This window comes from Congregibacter sp. (assembly GCF_045107095.1).
Lineage (GTDB): Bacteria > Pseudomonadota > Gammaproteobacteria > Pseudomonadales > Halieaceae > Congregibacter.
In genome coordinates this window covers 22,027-41,662 of sequence record NZ_JBGCFU010000066.1, presented here as the reverse complement: position 1 = coordinate 41,662, position 19,636 = coordinate 22,027, and the positions used below count along the sequence as shown (strand labels likewise).

Below are 19,636 nucleotides of genomic sequence, written 5' to 3'. Positions count from 1 at the left end.
TAACCTAAGTCAATTCTAGGACTACCCGCAAACGGGCAAAGCGTATGGTGATTTACGGAGTCGGCTTGCTGTCCTTCTGCATGCTCTGCGGCGTTTTCGCCGGTGACTTGCTCGGGAAACTGATCGGCGTAAACGCGAACGTCGGTGGAGTCGGCATTGCCATGCTCCTTCTGATAGTGCTGTCGAACCTGAACAATCGCGGTCCAAAACTGAGCCTGCCTACAGAAACAGGCATCAACTTCTGGAACGCTATGTACATCCCAATCGTTGTGGCTATGGCGGCAAAGCAAAACGTCATTGCAGCGCTATCGAGCGGTTGGCTGGCCATCGTGGCGGGCGCTGCAGCCGTAGTGGCCAGTTTTATGCTGATACCCGTTATGACGCGCTTGAGTAAATCCAATGATCGCTGAAACCCTCGCGGCCGTTCTGACAAAGAACGCACTCATCACGGCGTTCCTTGTTGTGGCTATTTTAGTCTGGGGTTCCTACTACCTGTCGGACAAGCTCACCCGCGGACATATCCACGGTTCTGCCATCGCAATTGCCGTCGGTCTTGCTCTCGCTTATGTCGGAGGCCGCTATACCGGTGGAACCCGGGGTATAGCGGACATCCCCCTGTTTGCTGGCTTCGCAATAATGGGCGGTGCAATGTTCCGAGATTTTGCCATTATCGCCACGGCCTTTGGTGCGAATCTCGATGAGCTAAAGAAAGCGGGTTTTATCGGCGGCATTTCCGTGGTCACAGGCGTTGTGCTTTCTTTTACCGTCGGCGCCGCCACTGCAGTAGCTTTTGGTTATTCAGACGCCGTATCGATCACTACTATCGGTGCGGGTGCCGCAACTTACATCGTTGGTCCAGTAACGGGCACGGCGCTCGGTGCGGACTCAGACGTCATCGCGCTCAGTGTCGCCGCCGGCCTCATCAAGTCCATCCTCGTCATGATCGGAACACCGTTGGTTGCCTCACGGATTGGGCTTAACAATGCGCACTCAGCAATGATCTACGGCGGGCTTATGGGCACCACCAGTGGCGTGGCTGCGGGCCTCGCGGCGACCGATCCAAAGCTCGTACCTTACGGCGCCATGACTGCAACGTTTTATACAGGTGTTGGCTGTCTCATCGCACCGTCAGTGCTCTTTCTGGTGGTTCGAACGATCACCTGAGGTCTTACATCAGGCTGCAACTCGACAATCTCGTCTATGCGGCTATTCTTACATCCTCGTTTATCCACCAAACTCACAAAAGGTAAACCTTTATGAGAACCGACAAGACAATTCTGTCTGCCATCGCCCTTGCTGTTGGCCTGACACTTGGCGGCACTGCCATCGCCGCCGACAACGACGAAGCACTTTTATCCGAGGCCACCTTTGAGGGCCTCGCTTTACGAAACATAGGTCCGGCCGTTAGGTCCGGACGCATCGCCGATCTCGCCATCCACCCAGAAGACGAAAACACCTGGTACGTGGCTGTAGGCTCAGGGGGCGTGTGGAAAACCGTCAACGCAGGCACCACATTCGAGCCGGTTTTTGACGACGAAGGTTCTTACTCTATTGGCGCCGTGGCCCTGGACCCAAATAGCAGTAACACCGTTTGGGTGGGTACCGGCGAGCACGGGGGCGGCCGACACTTCGCCTTCGGGGATGGCATCTACAAGTCTACCGATGGCGGCAAAAACTGGATGAACATGGGTCTTGAGGACTCTCAGCACATTGGCGAGATCATCGTCCACCCAGAGAACTCAGATGTTGTTTACGTAGCGGCACAAGGACCGCTCTGGAGCCCCGGTGGCGATCGTGGCTTCTACAAGTCGACCGACGGCGGAAAAAGCTGGACCAAGACTCTCGGTGATGAGGCGTTCACGGGCGTAACCGATATTGCGATTGACCCCCGAAACCCTGAGCGAGTCTATGCGGCAACCTGGCAGCATCATCGAACCGTGGCCGCAGTGATGGACGGTGGCGCCAAATCTGCCATTTATCGCAGTGACGACGGCGGCGATAACTGGAAGAAACTGTCCGAAGGACTGCCCGAGGGCAAAATGGGCAAAATCGGCCTGGCGATATCTCCGCAGCAGCCCGACATCATCTATGCCGCTATTGAACTCAATCGCCGCAAGGGCGGCACATGGAAGTCCGTGGACGGCGGGGAGTCCTGGACACAGCAGTCAGAGGTTATCTCTGGTGGCACGGGCCCACACTACTACGTAGAGCTCTATGCATCACCGCATCGCTTCGACCATCTCTACATGATGGATGCTTCCATGAAGCAGTCTCTGGACGGCGGTAAGACCTGGGGACCAGTAAACCGACAGCACCGTCACGGCGACAATCATGCGCTGGCATTCAAGCTCAGCGATCCAGATTACCTGCTACTGGGTACAGATGGCGGGGTTTACGAGAGCTTTGATCTGGCTGAGAACTGGCGCTACATGCCTAACCTACCTATTACGCAGTTCTACAAGTTGGCGCTGGATGATGCCGAGCCCTTCTACAACATTTACAGCGGCACCCAAGACAACGGTACCCAAGGTGGACCTTCGCGCACCGACAGCGTGAACGGTATCCGCAACGCCGACTGGAGCCTGGTACTGAATTGGGATGGGCATGCTCCCGCGACAGAGCCTGGCAATCCGGACATCGTCTACGCCGAAAGACAGGAAGGCGCACTATCGCGAATCGATATGACCACCGGCGAAGTGGTCGATATCCAACCGCAAGCTGACGAAGGCGAAGATTACGAGCGCTTCAACTGGGATGCGCCAATCCACGTCAGCCCTCACGACCCTGCGCGCATCTACTTTGCTAGTCAGCGAGTATGGCGCTCGGACAATCGCGGCGACAGCTGGCGAGCGATCTCTGGCGACCTGACACGTAACGAAGAGCGCTTTGAGCTACCCATTATGGGCCGCAAGCAAAGCTGGGATTCGTCCTGGGATGTGTTGGCAATGTCCAACTACAACTCCATTACTTCATTATCGGAGTCGCCACTGGTGGACGGACTCATTTACGCAGGTACCGATGATGGCCTCTTGCAGGTGACTGAAGATGGCGGCAAAAGCTGGCGCAGCATCGAGGTTAGCCTTATGGGAGTACCCGAGCGCGCGTTCATCAACGACATCAAGGCCGACCTGCACGACTCGAATACCGTTTACGTCTCGCTGGACAACCATAAGTATGGCGACTATACGCCTTACCTCGTAAAGAGCAGCAACCGTGGACGCAGCTGGGAGTCCATTAGCAATGATCTGCCTGAGCGTCACCTCGTCTGGCGTATGGTGCAGGATCACGAAAAGCCGGAGCTGCTATTCGCCGCAACCGAGTTCGGTATCTTCTTCTCCATTAATGCTGGAGCTAATTGGGTAGAGCTTGAGGGTGGCGTTCCAACCATCAGTTTTAGAGACCTTGCGATACAGAGAAGAGAAAACGATCTGGTAGGCGCCTCCTTCGGTCGCGGATTCTTTGTGCTTGATGATTACAGCGTACTGCGCGAAGTGAGCGAAACATCGCTAGCTCAGGAAGGTTCGCTCTATTCGACGCGTAAGGCCTGGCTGTACATTCCTCGATCTGATCTTGATTTTGACGATCTCAAGGGCTCACAAGGAGCATCGCACTACGTTGCACCCAACCCAGAGTTTGGTGCCACATTTACTTACCACCTGAGTGACGGGCTGAAGACGCTGAGTGAGGCGCGCATGGCTGCCGAAGAACCTCTTGAGGCCGCCGGTAAGGACATTAAGTTCCCGGGATGGGACGCTGTAAGCAAAGAGGCTAATCAAGCCGAACCCACTGTCTTGATCGTAGTCAAAGATTCCCACGGTAATGTCGTGCGCCGCATGGAGGGACCCAAGGAAAAAGGCTTTCATCGCATCGCCTGGGATCTGCGTTACCCGGCTCCCAAGGTAATCGGCATTCACGAGGATGACGGCGACCATGAGCCATCGAGAGGTCTGATGGCTGCACCCGGCACCTACAGTGCGACGCTCTACAAGCGTGTCGACGGGCAAGTGAGCCAACTCGATGAACCTGTGACGTTTGAGGTGGAACGGCTCTATCCGGGTACATTACCCGGCGCCTCTGATGCCGAAGTCGCGGCGTTCTGGCGAGCGTGGGAAGACGCCACTAGAAAAGCTTCAAAGCTTGATCTCGATTTAGCTGGAGCTATCGCGCGCGTCGACGCAATGGGCAAGGCGCTATCGCGCTCGCGAGCGGATGCGGGGCAACTTGATGCAGGTCTTCATCAACTACGTGAAACGCTGCTTGCACTAAACGCCGAGGTCAAAGGCAACCCCGCAAAAATAGAAGTCGGCGAAAAAAACCGGCCCACAGTCTCCCAGCGATTGTTCAACGTCGAGCGCACGATTTACCGATCTTTATATGGGCCCACAGACACCAGTAAACGGGAACTAGCCCTTGCCAACAAATCGATCGGCGCACTCAACGCGCAATTGAAAACCGCCGAAGCCGCGCTTGAAAAGCTAGCGCAGGCTTTAGTTACCGCTGGCTCGCCTCATGTTGAGGGCACGGATTAGAGGCGGCATGCATAAGCAAACGTAGATTGAAAAAGCCCCACTAATGTGGGGTTTTTTTTATCACGAGATAAACGCTACCGAAGCCAACTCAAAGGCCTATTGTCTCGGGCGGCATGTCACTGTTCTTATCGTACCAATCCAGTTGCTCGGTAAGATCTTCGCGAATCGTAGCAACCACCTCGGTGAAACGAGGATCCTCGCGCAAAGAATCAAAGACACTGACGTACTGCAGACCAAAGGAATAAAAACGCCAGCCAGAGGCCACCGTGGTCTCTAAACGATCCAGCGCTTCATCGCGGCGACAGAGTAGCGCAAGGAAAGCTCTTACCTGCCCAGTATGAACTTTTCGTACGCCGCCAAGTTGGGTCGATAACCCTGCTCAATGATATCTGCACCACCAGTACCGAGAACTTCGGTGGTCAAGGCTGTGGCGACTTCGCGCGCTATTTCGTCTTGAATCGCAAAAACAGAATCGATGGCACGATCGTAATAGCCTGACCACACTTCTGGCTTGGCTTAGTACTGTTCACACTCAATTATGATACTAAATGGGCTTGGTTTTATAGAAAATCCGTCGAATCCAGAGCGTCAACGTGAGGGCACCATCCCTTGACGAACCTTTATCTCTGCAGCGATAAAGAGGACAAATCATAGGTGGAGCACAGACAATGAGTAATTGGAACTTTGCAGACATATGGGAAGCTGCCGCTGATGAACTGAAGGATGCAACTTGTCTCATCCACGGAGAGACACGGCGAACATGGCGTGAGTTCGACAAACGTGCTGACGGCCTAGCGCAATTCCTCATCGATGCCGGACTGGAGCGTCAGCAAGCAGTTGCCCAGTACCTTTACAACGGCAATGAGTATCTGGAGTCCATGTATGCCGCCTTTAAGGGTGCATTCGTTCCGGTTAATACCAACTATCGCTATACCGCCGACGAGCTTTTGTACCTCTGGGACAACGCCGATGCTGGCGCAGTCGTTTTTCATGGTGTGTTCGCAAGCACCATAGATGCCATCCGTTCGCGCCTTCCCAAGGTTCGCGTGTGGTTGTTTGTTGACGATGGCAGCGGCCCTTGCCCCGAATGGGCGAGTGACTACGAAGCCGTCGCCAACACGGCCTGCGATCGAGTCACCCCCAGCTGGGGACGCAGCGGTGACGATCTCAACTTTCTCTACACGGGCGGCACCACCGGCATGCCCAAAGGTGTGATGTGGCGGCAAGACGATCTTGCGATCAAACTTACATCCACTCTGGGGAGCCCTCTTCAGGACGAGGGTAGCGTCGAGGATCTGCGCGGCAGCTTTACGTCTCCCGGCACGCGCTTTTTACCCGCCTGTCCGCAAATGCACGGCACAGGAAACTTCCCCGGTCTAAGCACACTCTGCGGTGGAGGGAGCGTGGTTACTCTTACCGACCGTCACTTTGACCCTATCGAGCTTCTCGATACGATCCAAAGGGAAAAAGTAGAGTCACTGGCGATTGTCGGAGATGCTTTTGCCAAACCCATTCTGCGCGCCCTGGACAGTGAACCCGAACGCTGGAATCTCGAGTCGCTGCAGGCGATTGTTTCATCGGGTGTTATGTGGAGCCAGGAAAGCAAGGAGCGATTGCTTGATCACCACCCCCGCATGATGTTGATGGATGCGTTCTCATCCTCCGAAGCCCTCGGCATGGGGTCATCCATCTCGGCGGCGGGCGCGGCAGCAAGCACCGCGCGCTTCGAAATGAGTCCGGAGACGATTGTCATCGATGACAACAACCAAGCCATCGAAGCTGGCAGCGACAAGATAGGACGCATCGCCGTAGGGGGCCGCCAGCCTCTGGGGTACTACAAAGATCCGGAAAAAAGCGCGCGCACCTTTCTGGATATCAATGGCCAGCGCTACTCCTGTCCCGGTGACTTCGCCATGGTCGACGCCGATGGACGCATTATTCTCCTTGGGCGCGGTTCGGTCTGCATTAACAGTGGTGGTGAGAAGATTTTTCCAGAAGAAGTTGAGGAAGCAATGAAGACGCACCCGGACGTGGTGGATGCGGTTGCCGTGGGCGTACCCGACGAGACTTACGGAGAGTCAGTGGTTGGTGTGGTCGAAGCACAGCCGGAAACACCCATGGACAGTGCAAACCTTATTAACCACGTAAGAAAGACGTTGGCGGCCTACAAAGCACCTAGACATATCGTACCTATCGATAGCATTGGGCGCGCCGCCAATGGCAAGGTCGATTACAAACGACTTCGTGCGGTGGCTATCGAGGCATTAAGCGCGGACTAGCCACAAAAAGCATTTATTCGGGCTCGGCGACCACCGCCAGACGCTTTCCGTCTGATGATACGTTTAGTCGGCTAAGCGTCAGTCCCAGCCCGTTCAAATCAACGACTGTCTCCCAGTTACTCTCACGCCACGCCACCACCTGCGCTCCCACGGTCGCCAGTAAAACGCCGTCCGGAGTCCAGGTATGAAAGTCGCCACCCTCAGGAAGAACGACAACTAACTCGGTGCTGCGTGTATCAAGGTCATAGGCCTCGACCACCCGTCCTCCGTCGGTCATCCGCGTGAAACTTACAGCCCGACGATTAGGTACGGATTGAGGGCTGCGACCCACGCCCGTCGCAAGAGTCAACGTCTCTTTGCTCTGGAGTTCGACAAGCTGAAGCATGGAGGGCTCCTGGAGACGCCAGAGGGCGACATGCCCACTGTCGAACCACGCGTGATAGCCCACCGGGCCCAGATCAGGAAAAATGACTTCCGGCGCTGCTCCCGCTTCGGGCATACGCCACAACCTGCCGCTGGTATCGTCGGGGGACCTGATGTAGCTGATTCCACCATCGCTGTCAGGAATCGGCGTAGGAGAAAACTCCCCTTGCTCGGGCGTTTCTGTCACGCGGGACAACTGCTGCGTCTGCGCGTCCCACTGCCAGATGTCCGTCTTCTCATTTTCCATCTGGACAAACATAAGCTTGCCCCCTGGCGTGAAGAACGGCTGGTTATCGTAACCGGGGCGATTGGTCAGATTCCGCGGGGACTCCGCTCGCAAGGCACCGTTATCGTCAACGAGTTCCAGTAGCCAAACGTCCGTGCCCTCGGGATGCCCCACAACAACAGCAGGATCGGCATCACCAACTTCCAAAGTGCCCTCGAAGGGCAAATCATCTGAACATCCCGATGTTGCTAGCAGAGCAGCAAGAGCAAGAGCACTCACGGCATACGGCGTTTTGATGCCGCGATAAATTTTGGAGTAGACCATGGACGACACTCGGATTAGAGAACAACCGAAATGACTAAGGGCTATCGCCGCTTAATCTCTTGCCCCAAGCATAGCTTTGGACAGTACGGACCTCAATCTCAGGGCCACCATCGGCCATCGCATCATGTTCGAGCCGGTGGGCGGCGGAAGGGTCGATACCCACCGAAGCCACCAATGTATATTCTCTGGTAATCGCATTGGCTTTTGCCTGGACACAGCAGACAGAAACCTGCCTCGTTGCTATGCTCGCGGATCCTTTGCCTCTTTCATCAGGCCCGGCGCAATGTCACGTATCAATTTTTATTGGCCCAGAGCGCTGGGATAATGAACAAACTGTTAGTTCTAGTGCATTGAAACGTTGAGGTGGTCATAGACAAGCAATTAGGCGCGATAACGCTGAAGGCGACCGGCGCCACTGCGCTAATGCACAGCGAGGTAATTCAAAGCCTTTGGAGCGGCTACGGTAAAATCGTGCGCTGCACCTTGTCTGGTCTGCCCACTCCGGAACCCGAGTCCAACCACCCTGCTCTCACCTCGCCGGATCCTCGGATGAGCAGCGTCGTGGTAAAGCATGTGCAGTGGCCAACCAGGAACAATCATCCGCGAGGATGGAACACCAGCCGCTCTCATGAACGAAAAGTGAAGTCCTATCAGGTGGAAACGGCCTGGTATAAACACTGGTCGCATCGCTGCGGGGAATCATGTCGAGTACCGGCGTGCCTGGCCCTCGATACCCGGGGAGACGAAGTCTTCATGGTGCTTGAAGATCTGGACGCTTCGGGTTTCGACGGTCGGCGCGACACTCTGACAACCGTGGAGCTACACGCATGCCTTGCCTGGCTGGCGAATTTCCACGCAAACTTTCTAGGCGAGGTCCCCGAGAAACTTTGGACGACCGGCACTTACTGGCACCTCGAAACGCGTCCCGATGAGCTGCTCAAAGTTACCGATGATGCGCTCCGAGCAGCGGCACCACTCATTGACCGTAAGCTCGCGGAAAGTGCGTTCCAAACCCTCGTGCATGGTGACGCCAAGGTCGCTAATTTCTGCTTTGCGCAGGACGGCCGGGTAGCAGCCGTAGATTTTCAGTATGTAGGCGGCGGTTGCGGCATGAAGGACGTTGCCTATTTCTTGAGCAGCTGCCTTAGCGAAAACGAGTGTGAGAGCTATGAACAGGAGCTCCTCGATAGTTATTTCGAGAGTCTGGAAAGCGCATTACTGGCGCGTAAGAAAGTGATCGACTTCCCCGCGCTTGAGGCTAACTGGCGAGCATTATATGCCTTCGCCTGGACCGACTTTTTCCGGTTTCTGCAGGGCTGGAGCCCCGATCACTGGAAGATTCACCGCTACAGCAAGCGCCTCGCCCACGAGGTCCTAACGCAGCTATGACACTATCTGATGCTGACCTGCAGACCTTGTGTGAGGCAGCCGTCGAAGCGGCTAAGGCTGCGGGCCACTATGTGTCTGAGACGCGCCCGAAGCGCGTTGGACATAAGGATGACGGTGTTTCCCTGGCCGCCCAGGTGGTAACCGAAGTGGATCGCCACAGCCAGAATTTAATACTCGAGGTACTGGCGCCAGCCATTACACAGTACGATCTTGCCGTGCTTACCGAGGAGTCTCCCGATGATGGTGGTCGTCTGCTAAAGGACTATTTCTGGTGCATCGATCCCATTGACGGCACGCTGTGTTTTATTGAGGGACTGCCAGGCTACGCCGTCTCTATTGCCTTGGTGTCCCGCGAAGGCGTACCCACCGTCGGTGTTGTCTACGACCCTATCCAACATGTTGTATACCGAGCTATCCGTGGCGGTGGAGCATTTCGTAACGGTAAGCCCTGGAAGGTAGCGCTCGGTATGGAGACATCCAAACCCACCATCTTCAGCGACCGCAGCGAAGCTGAGCGAGCATCGTTTGAACCCGTCGCCCGGGCACTGAACGCAACACGCGGCTTGCAGGGCGGTGCCGTCATGAATGCCGTTTGGTGTCTGGAGCACTCACCCGCCTGCTACTTCAAGTTTCCAAAAGCTCAACGGGGCGGCGGCTGTTTCTGGGACTTTGCGGCAACCGCATGTATCTATGTCGAAGCCGGTGCCTGGGTGTCCGACGCTCAGGGTGCTCCACTACATTTCGATAGTACGGACAACACTTATCTCAATCACTGCGGCATTCTTTATGCCTCACACGAGGCCCTGGCGCGGCAGGTACTTGAGAGTCGCGGCTAATGAGTACTTTGGAGTCTCACAAAAGCTCCCACGCTTTCTCACCCACAGCATCGCGAGCTAACAACCCGTTGATGACTAGTTAGAAACGGGTGCTGGCGCCCTTTGGGTTTTTTGCCACCAGATTAAGGTGAACGCCAACAAAAGAATCAGAGGTATGCACGCCAGCAAAAGATTTTTCCAGCCCAGCCAGTGCAGAACTGCTCCCGCGGATAGAGCCGCTGTGGCTTGAAACCCGAACACCAGCATTTCATTGAGACCCTGTGCCTTGAATCGTTCAGCGGGAGCGTAAGTCAAAGGTAATAAGGTCGTTCCGGCCAGGAACAAAAAGTTCCAGCCCACACCCAGCAGTACAAGCGCGGTCCAATAGTTGAGGATGGCGCTACCCGTTAAGGCCAGTGTCACGGTCATCGCATAAGCCAGCAGCCCCAACCTTATTACCCAGGCAGCCCCCCATCGACTGATCAGCCAACCACTAAAAAACGACGGCAAAAACATTGCCAGAACATGACTCTGAATCACCAGCTTGGTCTGGTCCAAGCTATGGCCCTCGTACACATGCATATGCACTGGCGTAGCGGTCATGATGAAGCTCATCAGACCATAGCCACCGACCGCAGCGACAATGGCCATAACAAGCGTGGGGTTGCGAATCATCTCTCGAAGAGAACGAACATCACCCGATACCTCGTTTGCCTGTGCTTTGGACGATGGCGTGAACAAAAACAGGAAAGTGCACGCGCCGCAGATCCCTGCCATCAACAAAAACGTGCCGACAAACTCCGCGCCAATCAAATCTCTGCCGCGGGTTGCCAGCTCGGGTCCGATGATCGCTGCCGCCAATCCTCCGAGTAAGACGGTAGACGCTGCCTTGGGCATTAAATCAATTGATACCGCCTCCATCGCCGCAAACCGCAGCTGCTGAATGCCCGCCAACGCACAGCCAAAACCCAATGCAGCACAGCAAAAAAGGGCAAAGCTAAGATCACTGGCGGCCTGGGCCGCTAACAATGAAGCAAACACCGCGACGATGGTCACAGCCAAGAATATAGGTTTACGACCAAAGCGGCGCATCAGTCGGGTAATGGGAAGTACGCTTACCGCAGTGCCAGATATCATCACCGCAACGGGCAAGGTCGCATAGGCCGGCTCAGGAGCCAGCGCTGCACCCAGCACGCCGCCCACGATCACCATCATGCTGCCAACGCTTACCGCAAGCGACTGTATGAGCGTGTATAGCCATACCACTCTAGGGAGCGAACTGAATGCCATTTTGATTCCAGAATATGAAAGGATGAACTATACCTCGGCTTACACCTCGGTCTTCACGCCGATTCTTACCCCGGCCTTCTCAATTCGATACTTGTCCTCGGGGAGAAAAGTACGATCGCGACCTCACCCACAAGGAGTTGGCCACGTGAGCGGTGTCATCGTTTCTGGTGTGCTGAGCTCAACGCCCGCTGCGGCCAGCTCGTCACGGGCGACGCGCTGTAGCGCCACAACTTGAGTTTGGGAGAGCCCGAGCTCGAAAGCCGCACATTCTCCATCTCCTAACGCCACTGGATCTACGCCCGTCACGTTGCCGAACACCACTAGCGCCTCAAGATAATAACCGTAAGTACTGCCGTGATAATGATCCCAGGTCCAAAGATCGACCTTGTTTACATCAATGCCATCGTAAGGGTTGCCATCAGCCACGCCTGTTTTCACGGCACGATTAAAGGCTTTTCCCACGGGATTCACAGCTGTAACACCGGGCACCTCGGCAGCGAGTTGCTCATAGCCGTCGTTTACGTCGATACCCATTTGCTCGATACCCTTGCCGGACCAGGGAGAGCCCGATCGAAACGTTAGGTCCGGTCTCGACCATGTGGCCGTGACGTAAAACTTCAGTTGCGGGTTAGCGCCTTGCAGTACCGTGGCGAGTTCGCGACCCGTCGCTATCAGTCTTGTGGGGTCACCCGGGGCATTAGCATCAAGGGTGCTGTAGCTGTGTGCCACCGCCACATCCCAGGGTTGAGATGTAATTTCAGTCTTCTTTTCGCGAAGATGAAAAGCAAAGTCCGAGCCGGGGTGTGTTTCTAGAGACACGTCCCAAGCAAGTCCCGCTTGTTCTGAAAACGCTTTGAAAATTGCAGGCACGCCACCGACACCTTGACCGTTGAGATCCGTGACCGTGTCCGCCCCCCAGAACCACGCGGCGGAACCGTAACCGAAGGTAAAGCTATTACCGATAAAAAGTATGCTTTTGTTCTGGGCGGCAGCCGGAAACGCGCTACAGAGTAGTAACAGTACACTGGCAACAAAGCTTCGATTCATGTGTGGCTCCGACAAGAAGACGTATTTAGGGATATCACCGCCTTAGGTATCCGCCGGCATCATTTTACGGAGTTGTTCCTTGGCTTGCGCCATGCGGCCCATCATCTTGGAAGCCTCTACCGTGCCGTAAGCATCGCGGGAGCTTTGCTCCGCCGCTTCGATCGCGCGGATCATATCCGAGACCGCATTAGCGCGAGCCGCGGGATCTGTGCTTCCAACTTCACCGATCCAGATAGGCGCACTGTGAGCGAAAGGACGCGGATGCATCATTGGCCAGGGATCATCCAGCGTCTGCTCACTGTAAACCCGCGCCGCGACCCACCCTGCTTCGGGAAGAGTGACCTCACCCGTGATGGTTTTGCTCTGCCCAGCGGAAACACCTGGAAGCTGCTGCACAACGTCGCCGTTAACAACAATCTCAAGCCTCTCGACGTCAGCGGTAGTTGCGAGAAAGGCCGACCAGCCTATCGTCCCCGAGCGCGTCACATCACCTGGTTTACTGCCATCGTCTAATTTAAAGACGATCGCCGGGCCAGTGCTGACAAAACCGCGACTCGCCGTTGCCGAGCTGAACGCCGTGGCAAAGTCCGTGCTTTGCGAGTCCACCGGCACGTAATTTCGGCCCGTGCCAACAGCTGGCGTTCGATAAAAATCCACCCAGGCATCCGTTCCTGACATTGCGGGGACGGAGCGACCAACATTTAACAATCGATACCAAAGTTGCGAGGTCCCCAGCGGGCTAGACCACCCAATCACGGTCTCAAGGCCGAAATTTTCCTCGAGCACTGCATCAGACACGAGTTCAATAGGTAAACCATCCAGCTGATCAGGCATAAAGGGATCTGCATCCGATGACGTGGGGTGAACATAAATGGGGAAAAGTCCTTGACCCCGGGCATAGTCAAAGACCATGCCGTTACTGAGGTCAGGATCACCCAGGGTGGGATTACGTGGCCCGAAAAACCAAGGTTCGAAGGGCTGCTTTACGCCAACCAAACCGATGTGACCGTGGAAATGAGACCGCACTTCCTGTCCCTGACTAACCACAAAGCCTTCGCTCTCGGTTTGAGTGCCCAGCAACTCACGATCGATCTTCCGGTCCCAGCGGTTCCACGACATGGGCGCCATATGATGCAGGCTCTCGCCTTTTTGCAGCCGTAGAGCATGTTCATGAGTGGCGCGATGATGGCCGTCACCGTTCAAATGATTGTGGTAATCCGCAGCTATATAACCCGCCTCTTTGGCATCCCAGACTGGCTCGAGGAGCAGCGCAGTCTCTGTCTTCTTATTCGCGCGAACTCTGACTGTCTTTCGCACAAGCGGGGTCATAGGACCGTTAGTCGCAGTGATCTCGTAAGTGCCGACGGGAAGGACTAGATCTTGCTCGCCGATACTGTAAAAGTAATTTCGCCCTGACTGCGGGTCGAAGTACGTCGCATCCGAAGGACTGGCTACGGGATGGCCATTGGCATCAACGATAGAAATCCGAGCAGCGACAGTCTCACCTGAGATGTTTTGCGACACGATAGTCAGCTGTCCGGTGCTCTTGCCATAGTCCCAGGACTTTATTTGCACGGACTCCACCGGGCCGCCGTAAGTGGCGATTCTCTTGAGATGAAATTGTCGCTGTGCGTCCGCTTCGACGAAATAGATAGATGCCCCATCGGCACTGAACGCGGGAGTTAGCGCAAAAGCCTGACCAAAGGTGAGCTGCTTGCGTACTTCAGGCCGATCCAGATCTTTGGTCCACAGGTGGTAGTCGTTTTCCAGCGGCGCCGAGAATACGGCCAAGCGCTCGACAGGATGCACATCTGCTGTCAGATGGTAGGTAAGAGTTTCGGCGTGTGCGACCTTGTCTGTGCCCTCAGTGAAGTTTCGAAGACGAAGCTGACGCTGAGCCCCGTTACCATCGAGGTACACAATGCTGTCACTACCGGGAACCCTGCGGGCGTTACGCTCTGCCTGACGCAAAGCCGTGACCTGCTCACTCGTGCCCGCTGCAATGTGATGGCGCCAGATATCCAGAGAACCGCTCTGGCCGGATGTGTAATACACGTGTTCACCGTCTGCGGAGAATTCGGGATCCACATCGATCGCCTGCGTGTCGATGACTGTCTCCTCGCGACTCTTAACATCCATAATCACGATCGAGGTATCGGCTCCTGTGTCACGGACAAAAGCTAGCTGTTCGCCATCAGCAGACCAGCGTGGCCGGGAATCAACGTCACGACCATCGGTAAGCCGCCTTGCAACGCCGGAGTCGATATCAAAAAGCCAAAGCCAACCCTGAGAAGCGAAAGCGATGCTTCGCCCGTCGGGCGATGGCGCGGGATCGACAGGCCCATGCGATAAAATCGGAAGCTCGTGCTGCTCCAGATAAATCTGATGGCCAAAGTCATCGAGCTTCGGGTATCGATTGGTGAACTGGGCCTTCGTTGAAGATGCGCAAATGATCGCGAGCACTAGCAGCCCAAGGTAACGGTTGATTGTTCCAGACATCAGCTTGTCTCCAGTGTTTAAAAGCCGTCATTCAGGGACGGTTTGATCATTGACCGGCATGAAAGCCATTTCAACTCGGGGCTAACAAGGATAAGACTATAGCTCGACTCGCTAAGCAGGGTCGAAGACCTTAGGAAATGGCAGGGCTAGCACACTAAATTTAGGGGTGCTCTCATGCCGACCTGCAAGATCGATGGAGCCAGAAACTGCGCTCAGTAATCGGACAAACCGTAACCAAACTTAAACAGAGCATGGTCTGCGTCAGCCTCCAAAGGTAAATCCTCATAGCGCTTTGGCCAGGCATAGGGCAGCTTTCCGGTGGGTCTGAAACCATCCACGGCAAACAGAAAATCAGCTACGCCAGCACCTTCCGAGCCCGGCAGCCAGGCTGCAATAAAGGCATCGCTAACATCCAGTTCGTCCTGAATAAGCAGCGCGCGACCGGAAATCAAAACAACAATGATCTGCTTATCCAACTTCTTACACCCTGCTAAAAACGCTTTGTGTGCATCACTCAACGACAAGGCATCGGAGTCACCAAAACCCTCTGCGTAAGGTTCTTCACCGACCACCAGAACCACCTTTCTGGCGCGCATATCTGTGTGGCAACCCTCTTCGGCGTACTCAACGTCCGGTGCAACCGATCTGATGCCATCAAGTATTGTAGTGGCTCCACGGTAGCTTTCGGTTTGACCCTGCCAGTGGATCGACCAGCCACCGCTCTGCAGACCGCTGTTATGGGCGTGCTTACCGACAACGGCAATAGGTTCATCCTGCCTTAAGGGCAACACTTCGTTGGCACTTTTCAATAAGACTAGAGATTCTCTGACCGCCTGTTGTGCCACGTCACGATGACTCTTCGATCCCACCAAGTCGGCGAACTCGCTTTTGGCAAAGGGATCGGCAAACAAGCCAAGGTCAAATTTCATCTTTAGGATTCTACTCACCGCATCGTCGATGCGACTCATGGGCACCGTTTCGTCCAGAACAGAAGCCTTCAGGCGGCTCATAAATTCTTCGTGGTTACCAGGCTGCATGGCAATATCGACACCGGCGTTGATAATCGTGTGCGGTTCACCCCAGCGAAGTCCGCCATCCCAATCGGTTAGAACCACCCCCTCGAAACCCAGCTCCCCCTTGAGTACCTCATTCACCAGATGACCGTGCTGGTGCATGTTGACGCCGTTAAAGGAGTTAAAACCCACCATAATCGAAGCCACACCCTCATCGACCGCAGCAATGTAAGGAGGGAGATACTCCTCCCGCATCTCCTCTTCGGTCATGACCGCGTTACCGCCCTCAACACCACCGCCGGTCGCGCCGTCACCGATGAAATGCTTTGCGGTCGCTGCGATGGTTTCCCGCCGCCAGAGCCCCTCGCCCTGGTGTCCGCGGACGGAGGCGATGGTGGCTGCGGTGGTGAGGTCTCGATCTTCACTGAAGCCCTCGTAAACACGCCCCCAATGCTCATGTTTTGGCATCGCGATGCAGGGAGAGAAAGTCCAATTGAAACCCGTGCCGGCTACTTCCAGAGCCGTGATTTGCGCCGACCTGCGGATTAGCGCGAGGTTTCGACTCGCCGCCATTCCAATGTTATGGGGAAAAATCACCGCGCCTTCGAAGGTGTTCTGCCCATGCACCGCATCTACGCCAATCAGTAACGGAATACCGAGGCGTGTCTGCAATGCACTGGACTGAAACTCATTGAACTTGGCTATCCAATCGAGGGGGCTTGGCCCTGGCGTCGGCCCTTCGGTATGAATAACCGAACCGATGCCCTTGTCTCTAATAGTGTCGGGAGTCACATTGTTGTGCCACACCGACTGAGTGATCTGTCCGATTTTTTCGTCCAGCGTCATTTCCCCGATCAAAGCGGCAATGCGCTCATCCCGCGTAGCGTACTGACAGATATCGAATCGCTGCGTACCCCAGTGGCAGATCAGAATAGGCACAGAATCCACGCTTAATGCTACGGGTCTATCCGTGGGAGTGTCCGAAGTATCGGAGGGTGCCGCACAGCCCCCCATGACTAAAGTTATAGCAAATAGGGTGCTAAATGCGGCAAACAAACTGTATTGAGAAGTAACCCGCGACAAAGAAATCAACGCCATGTTTTAGACGCCGTCGTAGCCTTCCTTGCCACACTCATGCTCAGGGATCCTTGGCCAGGCTTTCGTGTTTCACCCAGTCCACTTCCATAAGCCATGGTCCGGTTATAGGACCAGGCTTTATTTTCGCGAAGTTCAGAATCGCGAAAAGGGGCTCAGGGAATAGATCACCTTTATCATCGATGCGATACACCTCTTCGCCATCAAGACGGAAGATGATGTCGTTGCCCAGCCATTCCACAGCATACTCGTGGTAATTCTCCATCTTCGCTTCCTGAACCAGCATAGCGCCCTGCCAGTCACCACCATCACAGTAACCCAGATTCTCGATAATGCGCGCTGCGTAGTGATCTGGACCGCCATCACCATGATGCTCGAAAATGTCGATTTCACCGGACCCAACCAGTGGCCAGCAAACAGTTTCATCGTCTTCTTCGACAGGGGCTTCGTTGTTTAAAGCGCCGAGGAGCCACCAAGCCGGAAACATCCCATTCTGGCCGCTATCCGGTACGCGCAGACGTGCAGTCCAGCGACCTTTGACAAATTCTTTCCGGTTTTTTGAGGAGATTCTACCGCCCACGAAAGCTGTATCCGGGTGTCTCTTGCCCTTTTTGCTCATGTTGTCGCAGGGCCGCGGCTCGCCGAGATCAACAACACGAAGTTTTAGACTCCCGTCACTAACCTCCCGGGTGTTATGCAGCCCGTCACGGACGTAACAGTGATCTTCACCGTTGACCCACACTATTTGATCGCGCCAGTTCGTCTCGTCAAAAGTGTCAAAATCATCAAAGAAGTCGATAGCCCACCGGGGAGCGCTGACAGTTGCTTCAGCCCAACCTACTCCGGTGTGCAGTATTAGAGCCAGACCCATGAGCAAGGTAAATGTTTGTTTGTACACCGTGACGCTCGCTATCGTTTTATCTTGAGAAAAGCATAGCGTGAGATTAGCGACGCTCAACGATATTGCGCCGGAACGGACTACCATCAGGATCAGCAGGGCGTATTGCCCCGAGATCCCCGGCGACGATGGGTACTAACAATCCATGCGCAGGGATACCCTCAGAGCCCTCGGGGGAATGTAGCGATACGCGCCCGTAGAATCGGCGTTTCCGGCCGCTAATTCACGATACCGCTCGAATCCCCGCGGCCGGACTCAGGGGCATGGCGCGCTCTCCAGCTGCTCCAACGTCGGCCTTGCAATAGTGATCAATGAAAGCTTGATGGCTCGGTAACTGACTTACGGTTCGCTGCACAGAAGCCTCGGCACCGTGCATAAACTTCTGCAGCTCCTCCGCGCTCATCTCATCGACAATGGTGTGGTACTGCTTGGGCATCAAGCCCTGCCCCATCATCACCTGAATCCAGGAATTCTCTACAAACAGATCGTTCGGGGACTTAAAAACCCTTCCAGTTTCTTTAAACAAATCAATACGATGCTGTAAGGAATCCGGGATACTCATGTTTTTACAGTGGCGCCAGAAGCGAGTGTCCTCACGATTCGTCACGTGGTAGTGAAGAATGATGAAGTCTCGAATATTCTCTGTGTCCGCCTCCATTTGAGTATTGAATTCTCGAACCTCTGACTCGTGAATTCCCGCGAAGGGAAAGTTCTGGATAAGCCGCGTCACCGCCTTCTGAATCAAGTGGATACTCGTGGACTCCAAGGGCTCTATGAATCCACTAGCAAGACCCATAGCAACACAGTTTTTATTCCAGTGCTTCCGACGTTGACCCGTTCGAAACTTGATTACACGAGGATCAGTAATCGTTTCGCCTTCGACGTTATTCAGAATCGTTTGAATGGCATCTTCATCAGACATATAGCGACTACAAAAAACCAAACCGTTGCCGACCCGTGACTGAAGCGGTATCCGCCACTGCCACCCCGCATCTCGCGCAATGGAGCGAGTGTAAGGCACTGGCGGCCCCACAGACCGTGTCTGAACAGCGACGGCACTATCGCAAGGTAACCAATGGCTCCAGTCGTCGTAACCGGTGTGCAAGGTTTGCTCAATCAGGAGTCCACGAAAGCCGGTGCAATCAATGAAGAGGTCGCCTTCGATACACTGACCCGAAGCAAGGGTTACCGACTCGATAAACCCGGTACTTTCGTTTGTAGCAACGCTTTCTATTTTCCCTTCCTGGCGCTTGGCGCCGTTTTCTTCCGCGACGTTTCGCAACAACGCGGCGTAGCGTCCCGCGTCGATATGGTAGGCATAGTTGAGTGCGCCATTCTTCAACACGGCGAACTTGTCCTGCTGCGCAGCAATGAGTTCAGCGCAGTAAACACCGTAGTCCTTGCTGACACCCTCCTTAAGGCCCCTTAGCCAGAAGTGCAGAAAGTTTGCCGCCCAACAGTCCTTGCCGGTGTACCCAAAAGAATGAATGTAATCCTCATTGACGTTCCGCCAGTTTTCAAAGGAAATACCGAGTTTGAAAGTACCGTGTACGGCCTTCATAAATTCCTTCTCATCCATCTCAAGCAACTGGTGCAAGAGGATAAGCGGAGGAATCGTCGCTTCACCCACGCCGACGGTAGGAATTTCATCCGACTCGATAAGCGTGACTTCGATGTTATTACCAATAAGCTTGGACAAAGACGCTGCGGCCATCCATCCCGCTGTGCCTCCTCCAGCAACCACTACTTTCTTAATGGTTTTATTCATTTTGGCTAACCTTCATTACCAGGGTATTTATTGTACGAACC

Annotated in this window: 15 protein-coding genes; 6 read left to right on the top strand and 9 right to left on the bottom strand. The window is 54.8% G+C overall.

Going from position 1 to position 19,636, the window contains the following annotated elements:
* Positions 1-44: 44 nt before the first annotated feature.
* The 3 genes from madL to AB8B76_RS10345 all read left to right on the top strand — a co-directional run bounded on the left by madL (position 45) and on the right by AB8B76_RS10345 (position 4,529).
* Positions 45-410, top strand: a complete 366-nt coding sequence (gene madL, locus AB8B76_RS10355) for a malonate transporter subunit MadL (RefSeq protein WP_405272264.1) — start codon at positions 45-47, stop codon at positions 408-410.
* Complete coding sequence (madM, locus tag AB8B76_RS10350; RefSeq protein WP_405272263.1) at positions 400-1,164, top strand: malonate transporter subunit MadM; 765 nt, start codon at positions 400-402, stop codon at positions 1,162-1,164. Before madL ends, madM begins: the two co-directional genes overlap by 11 nt.
* A gap of 92 nt (positions 1,165-1,256) precedes the next feature.
* Positions 1,257-4,529, top strand: a complete 3,273-nt coding sequence (locus AB8B76_RS10345) for a glycosyl hydrolase (RefSeq protein ID WP_405272261.1) — start codon at positions 1,257-1,259, stop codon at positions 4,527-4,529.
* 88 nt (positions 4,530-4,617) lie between these two features.
* Here AB8B76_RS10345 and AB8B76_RS10340 read toward each other — a convergent pair whose 3' ends face one another.
* Positions 4,618-4,794 (bottom strand): hypothetical protein, encoded by a 177-nt coding sequence (locus AB8B76_RS10340; RefSeq protein ID WP_405272259.1) that lies wholly within the window; start codon positions 4,792-4,794, stop codon positions 4,618-4,620.
* Positions 4,795-4,853: 59 nt separating this feature from the next.
* A complete protein-coding gene (locus AB8B76_RS10335; protein WP_405272257.1) occupies positions 4,854-5,033 on the bottom strand; it encodes a hypothetical protein in 180 nt (59 codons plus the stop codon).
* Between the two features lie 164 nt (positions 5,034-5,197).
* On the opposite strand from AB8B76_RS10335, the gene AB8B76_RS10330 reads away from it, so the two are divergent.
* Positions 5,198-6,808, top strand: a complete 1,611-nt coding sequence (locus tag AB8B76_RS10330) for an AMP-binding protein (RefSeq protein ID WP_405272255.1) — start codon at positions 5,198-5,200, stop codon at positions 6,806-6,808.
* Between the two features lie 13 nt (positions 6,809-6,821).
* On the opposite strand, the gene AB8B76_RS10325 is transcribed toward AB8B76_RS10330, so the two are convergent.
* Positions 6,822-7,781 (bottom strand): hypothetical protein, encoded by a 960-nt coding sequence (locus AB8B76_RS10325; RefSeq protein WP_405272253.1) that lies wholly within the window; start codon positions 7,779-7,781, stop codon positions 6,822-6,824.
* Between the two features lie 363 nt (positions 7,782-8,144).
* On the opposite strand from AB8B76_RS10325, the gene AB8B76_RS10320 reads away from it, so the two are divergent.
* Together AB8B76_RS10320 and AB8B76_RS10315 are read left to right on the top strand one after the other, a co-directional pair.
* A complete protein-coding gene (locus AB8B76_RS10320; protein WP_405272251.1) occupies positions 8,145-9,170 on the top strand; it encodes a phosphotransferase in 1,026 nt (341 codons plus the stop codon).
* Complete coding sequence (locus AB8B76_RS10315) at positions 9,167-10,006, top strand: inositol monophosphatase family protein (protein ID WP_405272249.1); 840 nt, start codon at positions 9,167-9,169, stop codon at positions 10,004-10,006. Before AB8B76_RS10320 ends, AB8B76_RS10315 begins: the two co-directional genes overlap by 4 nt.
* A 75-nt stretch (positions 10,007-10,081) precedes the next feature.
* Here AB8B76_RS10315 and AB8B76_RS10310 read toward each other — a convergent pair whose 3' ends face one another.
* From AB8B76_RS10310 to AB8B76_RS10285, 6 genes are all read right to left on the bottom strand, one after another.
* Positions 10,082-11,275 (bottom strand): MFS transporter, encoded by a 1,194-nt coding sequence (locus AB8B76_RS10310; protein ID WP_405272247.1) that lies wholly within the window; start codon positions 11,273-11,275, stop codon positions 10,082-10,084.
* Positions 11,276-11,398: 123 nt separating this feature from the next.
* Positions 11,399-12,322 (bottom strand): PEP-CTERM sorting domain-containing protein, encoded by a 924-nt coding sequence (locus tag AB8B76_RS10305; protein ID WP_405272244.1) that lies wholly within the window; start codon positions 12,320-12,322, stop codon positions 11,399-11,401.
* A gap of 42 nt (positions 12,323-12,364) precedes the next feature.
* On the bottom strand, positions 12,365-14,821 hold the full coding sequence (locus AB8B76_RS10300) for a CehA/McbA family metallohydrolase (protein WP_405272242.1): 2,457 nt from the start codon (positions 14,819-14,821) through the stop codon (positions 12,365-12,367).
* Positions 14,822-15,033: 212 nt separating this feature from the next.
* Positions 15,034-16,932 (bottom strand): glycoside hydrolase family 3 protein, encoded by a 1,899-nt coding sequence (locus AB8B76_RS10295; protein WP_405272240.1) that lies wholly within the window; start codon positions 16,930-16,932, stop codon positions 15,034-15,036.
* Positions 16,933-16,972: 40 nt separating this feature from the next.
* Entirely contained in the window at positions 16,973-17,827 is an 855-nt protein-coding gene (locus tag AB8B76_RS10290; protein ID WP_405272238.1) for a family 16 glycosylhydrolase, read from the bottom strand.
* Between the two features lie 223 nt (positions 17,828-18,050).
* Positions 18,051-19,595, bottom strand: a complete 1,545-nt coding sequence (locus tag AB8B76_RS10285) for a tryptophan halogenase family protein (protein ID WP_405272236.1) — start codon at positions 19,593-19,595, stop codon at positions 18,051-18,053.
* Positions 19,596-19,636: the final 41 nt, after the last annotated feature.

Coding starts and splice junctions, on each gene's coding strand:
- madL (WP_405272264.1), top strand. CDS start 45: ATGGTGATTTACGGAGTCGGCTTGCTGTCCTTCTGCATGCTCTGCGGC.
- madM (WP_405272263.1), top strand. CDS start 400: ATGATCGCTGAAACCCTCGCGGCCGTTCTGACAAAGAACGCACTCATC.
- AB8B76_RS10345 (WP_405272261.1), top strand. CDS start 1,257: ATGAGAACCGACAAGACAATTCTGTCTGCCATCGCCCTTGCTGTTGGC.
- AB8B76_RS10330 (WP_405272255.1), top strand. CDS start 5,198: ATGAGTAATTGGAACTTTGCAGACATATGGGAAGCTGCCGCTGATGAA.
- AB8B76_RS10325 (WP_405272253.1), bottom strand. CDS start 7,781: ATGGTCTACTCCAAAATTTATCGCGGCATCAAAACGCCGTATGCCGTG.
- AB8B76_RS10315 (WP_405272249.1), top strand. CDS start 9,167: ATGACACTATCTGATGCTGACCTGCAGACCTTGTGTGAGGCAGCCGTC.
- AB8B76_RS10310 (WP_405272247.1), bottom strand. CDS start 11,275: ATGGCATTCAGTTCGCTCCCTAGAGTGGTATGGCTATACACGCTCATA.
- AB8B76_RS10305 (WP_405272244.1), bottom strand. CDS start 12,322: ATGAATCGAAGCTTTGTTGCCAGTGTACTGTTACTACTCTGTAGCGCG.
- AB8B76_RS10300 (WP_405272242.1), bottom strand. CDS start 14,821: ATGTCTGGAACAATCAACCGTTACCTTGGGCTGCTAGTGCTCGCGATC.
- AB8B76_RS10295 (WP_405272240.1), bottom strand. CDS start 16,932: ATGGCGTTGATTTCTTTGTCGCGGGTTACTTCTCAATACAGTTTGTTT.
- AB8B76_RS10285 (WP_405272236.1), bottom strand. CDS start 19,595: ATGAATAAAACCATTAAGAAAGTAGTGGTTGCTGGAGGAGGCACAGCG.